4 protein-coding genes and 1 pseudogene are annotated in these 6,099 nt (G+C 66.5%); 1 reads left to right on the top strand and 4 read right to left on the bottom strand.

What is annotated here, in order from left to right:
- Positions 1–363 precede the first annotated feature (363 nt).
- Positions 364–549, top strand: a pseudogene (locus ACWCPF_RS45165) (helix-turn-helix domain-containing protein); the annotation flags it as partial.
- A 663-nt stretch (positions 550–1,212) separates the two neighbouring features.
- On the opposite strand, the gene ACWCPF_RS45160 reads toward ACWCPF_RS45165, so the two are convergent.
- The 4 genes from ACWCPF_RS45160 to ACWCPF_RS45145 form a co-directional block, all read right to left on the bottom strand.
- Positions 1,213–1,635, bottom strand: coding sequence for a hypothetical protein (locus ACWCPF_RS45160; protein ID WP_451050984.1), 423 nt, complete (start codon positions 1,633–1,635; stop codon positions 1,213–1,215).
- A gap of 188 nt (positions 1,636–1,823) precedes the next feature.
- Positions 1,824–1,946, bottom strand: a complete 123-nt coding sequence (locus ACWCPF_RS45155) for a hypothetical protein (protein ID WP_451050983.1) — start codon at positions 1,944–1,946, stop codon at positions 1,824–1,826.
- Between the two features lie 176 nt (positions 1,947–2,122).
- Complete coding sequence (locus ACWCPF_RS45150) at positions 2,123–3,109, bottom strand: hypothetical protein (RefSeq protein WP_451050982.1); 987 nt, start codon at positions 3,107–3,109, stop codon at positions 2,123–2,125.
- A gap of 31 nt (positions 3,110–3,140) precedes the next feature.
- A complete protein-coding gene (locus ACWCPF_RS45145) occupies positions 3,141–5,528 on the bottom strand; it encodes a Helicase associated domain protein (RefSeq protein ID WP_451050981.1) in 2,388 nt (795 codons plus the stop codon).
- Between the last annotated feature and the right edge of the window lie 571 nt (positions 5,529–6,099).

Below are 6,099 nucleotides of genomic sequence, written 5' to 3'. Positions count from 1 at the left end.
GACGCCGCCCGCCGCGAAGTGCCGGGGACGGCCAGGGGGCTGGTGCGGGCTTTGTGCTGCGCCTGGGGCCGCCATGCGCCGCTCGAAGGCCCCGAGGGGCGTCGTGGACGCTTCGGGAGCTCCGGGGCCGGAGGCGTGACGCCGGGCTGCTCCCAGGCGTCCGCGCTGCCCGTCGATCCCGAACTCCGCCGCCCTCATGGCCAATCAGGAGGAGGATTCGAACAGATATCGCATATATATAACTGCCCCATCTGCTGAGAATCCGGCGGCGGTGGCGCGCCTTCTGCGGAGCGCGGTCGCCCCCAGAGACTCGATGCAAAGATTCCATTGCAAGCATTCCTTTGCATCGCTATCTTTGTAGGCATGAACGAGCCCCAGGACTCGCACGTCCGCAGTCTCGATGCCCGATCTCTGCGCGGGCTCGCGCACCCGCTGCGCATGCAGCTGCTGGACGCCCTGCGTTTCGGTGGCCCGGCCACCGCGTCTCAACTCGCCGGAAAGCTGGGCGAGTCAAGTGGTGCGACCAGTTACCACCTGCGGCAGCTCGCCGTTAGGCGAGCCCTGTGCACCGAAGACCGGCCAGCCAGTGAAGTTCGCAACGAGCCCAAGAAGCGCTACGAGAGCCGCATCGTCGTCCTCAAGACCCGCGACGTCACACCCCAATCCATCCTGCCCGCGATCGACGCCTCCGGCCAACCAATCCCTCCTTGCCACATCTGCGGTCAGCCGGCCAGTCTCCGAAATGCAGAAGCCAAACCCGAGCACTATTCGTGTCGTCAACGACAGGGTGCTCCCTCCTGAGACTCCAGGACGCACGCCCAAAACGGCCCGCTGCGCCTCAGAACCGCACCCGCCTCGTGCGGGCCCTCTACACGCGGCTGGACCGCCTCACAGAACCTCTCCCGGCGACACGTAGCCCGCCAGGGGGAGCAGCCCTGGGGCGCGGTGCCTCTGGCCGGAGCAGCGGAAGACCCCGGCCCTCACAGCGCCCGGGGTCCTGTCCGACAGCGTCAGGATGCCGCCCAGTTGAGCCCGAGTTCGGCCAGCGCCTGAAACTTGTCGGCGGTCAGCTTGGCCCCGGTCCCGTCGCGCCGCAGGGCGACGCGGAAGGCGTCGACGATCGCGGAGGCGTCGGTGAAGTGCAGCGCCGCTGGGTCAAGGCCCTGTCCGCTTCCAATGTGCCGGATGCGGCTTCTACCGTCCCGACCCCTCCTACCTCCCTGCCATCGAGCAGCACATCAACGAATTGCGCGCGGACCGCGAAACCGCCCAAGCCATGGACGCCGCCACGTTCGTCATCACCGCCCTGTCCGACCAGATCACGGCCTTCGAACAGGCCGTCACCAGGATGAAAACCCGCCTCGCCGCCATGCCCGCACACGAACGCCAGGAGATCGAGCACGCCAGCATCCTCCTGCGCAGGGCACGAGCAGCCAGCCACCACACCCTCCTGCCCCTCACCACGACCGACCCACCCCAGAGCCCTTCACGAACCGACAAGGCAACCCCGCCGTACTCGCCCAAGCCCGCCGCCGCGACAGCCTCGACAAACGCCAGCGCGCCCGAACAGCCCTCACCACTCTCGAACGCGACGGCACAAAGATCACCCACGCCGCCGTCGCCCGCACCGCTCACGTGTCCACTCCACCTGGCTCACCTACACCGACGGAATCCGGGAACACATCGAGGCCGCCCGCCACCGCCAAGCCAGCACATCACCGCCCCCGCCCACCCAAGGAAGACCCCCCACCCCCGCGGGACTGCGCGCGGAACTCCACTTCGCACGCCAAGAGATCAAAGAGCTCCGCCAGGAACGCGACCGCCTACGCGACGCCCTGCGCCACCAGATAGGACAGCAGCTCGACGCCCTCCACGCCCCCGACCTGGCCCACCGCATCGACGAACTCACCCGCCACAACCACCAGCTCGCCGACCAACTTCAGCACGCCACCGACGACAACACCGCTCTCCGCCATCACGCCGCCTCACTCGAAGAGGACCTCGCCGCCGCCCGCACCAGCCTGCGCCGCATGATCCGCGACGAGAACCTCAACCAGTAAGCCCAGCGCCACAACCGCAGAGTGAAGTGCTGCCCCGTGCAGGCCGCCGAGGGCCGAGCGACTCAGAGGGTGCGCAGCGTGGCCTCAATCGCCTCCACGATGCCGTCGTGGGCTGCTGGAGCCACTCTATAGGCCCGTCCCACGGGAGCCGGGGCCTGCTCCGCGATGCGGTCCAACACCCGCACGAAGTTCTTGTCGGCGGTGAGGAACACGTCGCAGTCCGGCAGGTAGGAGGCGTGTTGGGCGTCAATGGGGTTGCCGTCGGTGACCTTCATATCCTCCTGGACGGTGTCTGCCGCCCATCGGAGCCAGTTGCGCGGCATATAAGCGGATTCCACCTCGTACAGCCAGAACCGGTTGAACGCCTCCCGAGAGGCGCACATGGCACGGAGGTCTACCCGGGCGCCGACCCAGTCAGCGTAGGTAGTGTCCTCGTGCGTGAGGATCGCGCGGCGGTCCGTCGCGAAGGCACTCCAGTACACCTCCTGGTTGTACGGCCGCCATGCCGCGATTTCCTCGCCAGTTGCCCACCCAGCGCGCTGTTCCACGGTGGTCTCCTCACTCGGGGACATGGTGATCCGAGAGAGGTCGCGGAGGTTGAAGCCAGTGTCGCGGACACGCTCCCGCTGCTCCTTCTGGACGTCCACAATGAGCCGCACGTTGCGCGCGGTCTGCCGTGCCGGTTCCGTCTTGCGCAATCGGTCGTGGTGCTCCATCGCCTCCCGCCAAAACCTCTTGGTCCAGTACGTACGCCATGTCGCCTCGCGCCCGGTGTCGGGCATTGCCCGTATCCACTCCGGGTGCAGACGGCGCACCTCGGAGATGACCTCGGCGCCTTCCTGGTCGGCCTCGCTGCGCAGCCGTTCGTCCGTCGCGGTCGTGATGGCCTCGATGATGGCCGCCCGGATGTCCGAGCGGGGGTGCTGCAGCACCTCCAGCAGGACGCTCGGCGCGGTTACTACACGATGGCCGAGAGCATGAGCGACCGTCTTGAACCGATTCCCGGCCCGCTCATCCCCCAAATAGGACCAGATGTTGTTGTCGAGCATGATCCTCATGCTGGTTTCCCCCTCGAATGCCCTACACCCTGGCCCAGTTGAGTCCGAGGTTGGCGAGCGCGGTGAGTTTGTCGGTGGTGAGCTTGGTGCGACGGCCCTTCTGGTTCATGATCCACACCCCAAGCCGGACTTCTGTGCCGTCTTCCAGCCGTTCTGCGTGACCCCGTGGGACGGACACGGAGCCGGTGCGGGCCTTGTACTGCGCGAGGGCCGCAATACCCCGTTCGAAGGCTCCCACGGGCGTCGTGGACGGCTTCACGGGCGCTTCCGGCTCCGGGGCCGGAGGTGTGATGCCGAGCTGTTCCAGGCGTTCGCGCTGCCCGCCCATCAGGGCCTGCCAGACCTCCGGCTTCCGTTGCCGGGCGAGCCATTTCCCGATGTCCATGGCGTGGACGGTGACGCCCGGGAGAACTTCCGTCCGGCCCTCTTCGTCAGCCATCAGCTCGCGCAGCGCGGCATAGTGGCGTTGCCACACGGCCGGCCACGACGGGTTCCAGTCCTTGTCCACGGCCTCCAGCGCGGTCTTCCATTCGGGGTGGTCGTCGAGCGCGCAGGGCCGTCGCAAATTCGCGAGCCACATCCCCAATGGTCTGTCCAGCATGGTCGCGGGCCGGGGTGCGCACAGTGTCCAGTGCTGGTCGTAGTAGGCCTTCGCGGCTTCGAGGTTCTCCTGGAACCGCTCATCGGCCGGCGACCAGACCATGCCGAGTTGCTCAAGTCGCCTCGCGCGCTGGCCGTTCATCTGCCCGGCCCCGTACGCGCGTCGTTGTTCTGCGACCCATTGTCCAAGCGGTGTCACGCCCTCTTTGTGCCCATAAGGCACTCGGGCGTGCCGCTCCCGTTCGGTGAACTTCTTGAGCGCCGCCCAGCCGCGGGCCCAGTCCTGGCGTTCGGTGTCGATGACGTTGAAAGACACCCAGTCCGCGACCATCACGGGATCCCTGGGGGCGGCGAAACGAAGCAGCAGGCGGGATTCTTCTTCGCCGTCTCCTGGCGCGACACCAATATGCACGGACGGCTGCGCCACATCCTTCTGCGGCTCCTGGGGGATGGCGAGCAGTTCCACGGCCTCTTCATCGTGGGCCCGCAGACCCTCCAGGACTTTCACCAGGGGCCGGTAGGACCCGGAGGTGAACATGTCCTCAGGCTGCTCTCCCGGCTGGAGGAAGACGGGCACGATCAAGGAGGCGAGCTTGCCCTGCCCCGGCTTCTGCCGAAGCGCCCGGCCGATGGCCTGGACGATGTCGTGCGGTGCGCCCTTCGGGTCCAGGAGGGCAACTGAATCCACGCTTCGAATATCGACACCCTCGCCCAGAACACGACAGTTCGAGAGCACGGCCCGCTGCGCCGTAGACCCGAACGAACCGAGGACTTCCCGCCGGTGTTCGGGGACGTGCTCGCCGCACAGCCAGTCCGCCCAGATACGAGCCGGGTACATCTCCGGCTGATCCGCATGCAGCTTCGCCGCGACGCGCTCCAGGCCCTCCGCGTACGCCTGTGCCTCGATGGTCCGGTGGTGGAACGTGATGCACGTCTGCAGGTTGTGCTGGTTCATGGTGTGCAGGAGCGCGGCCTGGAGCGCCCCGAGCCGCTGCCCCCGCACCTCTTCCGTGTGCCGCTCCTCGCCCATCAGCCGCTCGGGGGTGACGACGGGGTCCTTCAGCTCCAGCACGATGATCTGGTACCGCGCCAACAGGCCCCGGGAGACGGCTGATGCGAGCGAGAGTTTGTACAGGACGGGCCCGAAGACCTTCTCGTCATCCATGCTCGCCGCCATCTCCCGCGGCAGCGGGTCACGCACCCCCTCGGCAACCTCGCGGTTCAGCCGCTCCTCCCAGATCCGCGGCGTCGCCGTCAGGTACAGCCGCCGGTACGCCGGGATGACGGTCTGGTCGTGGATGTCCGCCCACGCCTTACCCATCGAGCCACTTGTCCTGTGGGCCTCATCAACCACCGCGAGGTCTACTCGATCAAGCTTCTGACCGTAGACACCCTCGAAAGCCTCCGCCAGGACACCCAGACTGGCGTACGTCGCATAGATGGTGACCGGCCCCCGCCCGTGCCACAGCGCTAGCTGCACGGGATTCGTGGTGGAGCGCACCTTCATGCTCCACAGCTCCGGGTCGTCCTGGAGCGAGCACACCGCAACCGCCGGCCCCTTGTGCCCAGCGTCGTGCCATGCCTTCACTGTCTGCGCCAAGAGGTCCAGCGTCGGCACCAGTACGAGAACGCGCCCCTTAGGCACAAGCCGCTTTGCCGACGCAGCGGCAATAATCGTCTTTCCCGTGCCACACGCGGCGTGCACCTGCCCGCGAAGGCCATTGAAGGGAATACCACCCGGCGGGATATCGAAGCCGCGCACAATGGCGGCAACAGCTTCGATCTGGTGGTCACGCAGTTTCACGGCCATGCCACGTGTTCTCCTTTTCGCGAATGTGGCGCGTAGTTAGAAAGAGAATCCCGGCGCATGGCGCGCGGCGCTGGGGTGTGGTGTCTGGATCCAAATTCTACACAGCCATATCTTGTGATGCATCACTCGCGCTCCAACTTCCCTCCCTAGGGTGATGCATGACTCGATCCCGCCCACGAACGGCCAGTTGTCTTGTATGCTGTCCCGACATCTATGAACATGTCGGGACAGGTTCGACGGCGGAGGGGTCGGGCGGAGCGCAGCGGAGCCCGTCACTGCGGCGGGGCCAGCACCATGTCAGGCCGACGGTCCGTCACTTTCATTGCAGAGGTGGCGCCTGGGATTCACAGGTCCTGCACAGGCCCGCGCGTGATACAGGCCCCTTGTCGCTAGCCCCGGCGACCGCGCTTGCGCGGGTGCCCTCAATTCGCGCTTGCGCGAATTGACTTCCCGTCAGAATTCCGTTTACGGAATTCCATTTCCGCGTTTACGCGGAAATTCGAATTGCGCTTGCGCAATTCGTGCTCTATGCAGCGCGTCAGCGCTGCATAGCCCGCGGAGCGGGCTATGA

It is taken from the genome of Streptomyces sp. NPDC001858 (assembly GCF_053594615.1).
The sequence above is the reverse complement of the archived record's forward strand: the minus strand, read 5'-3'. Positions and strand labels throughout refer to the sequence as shown.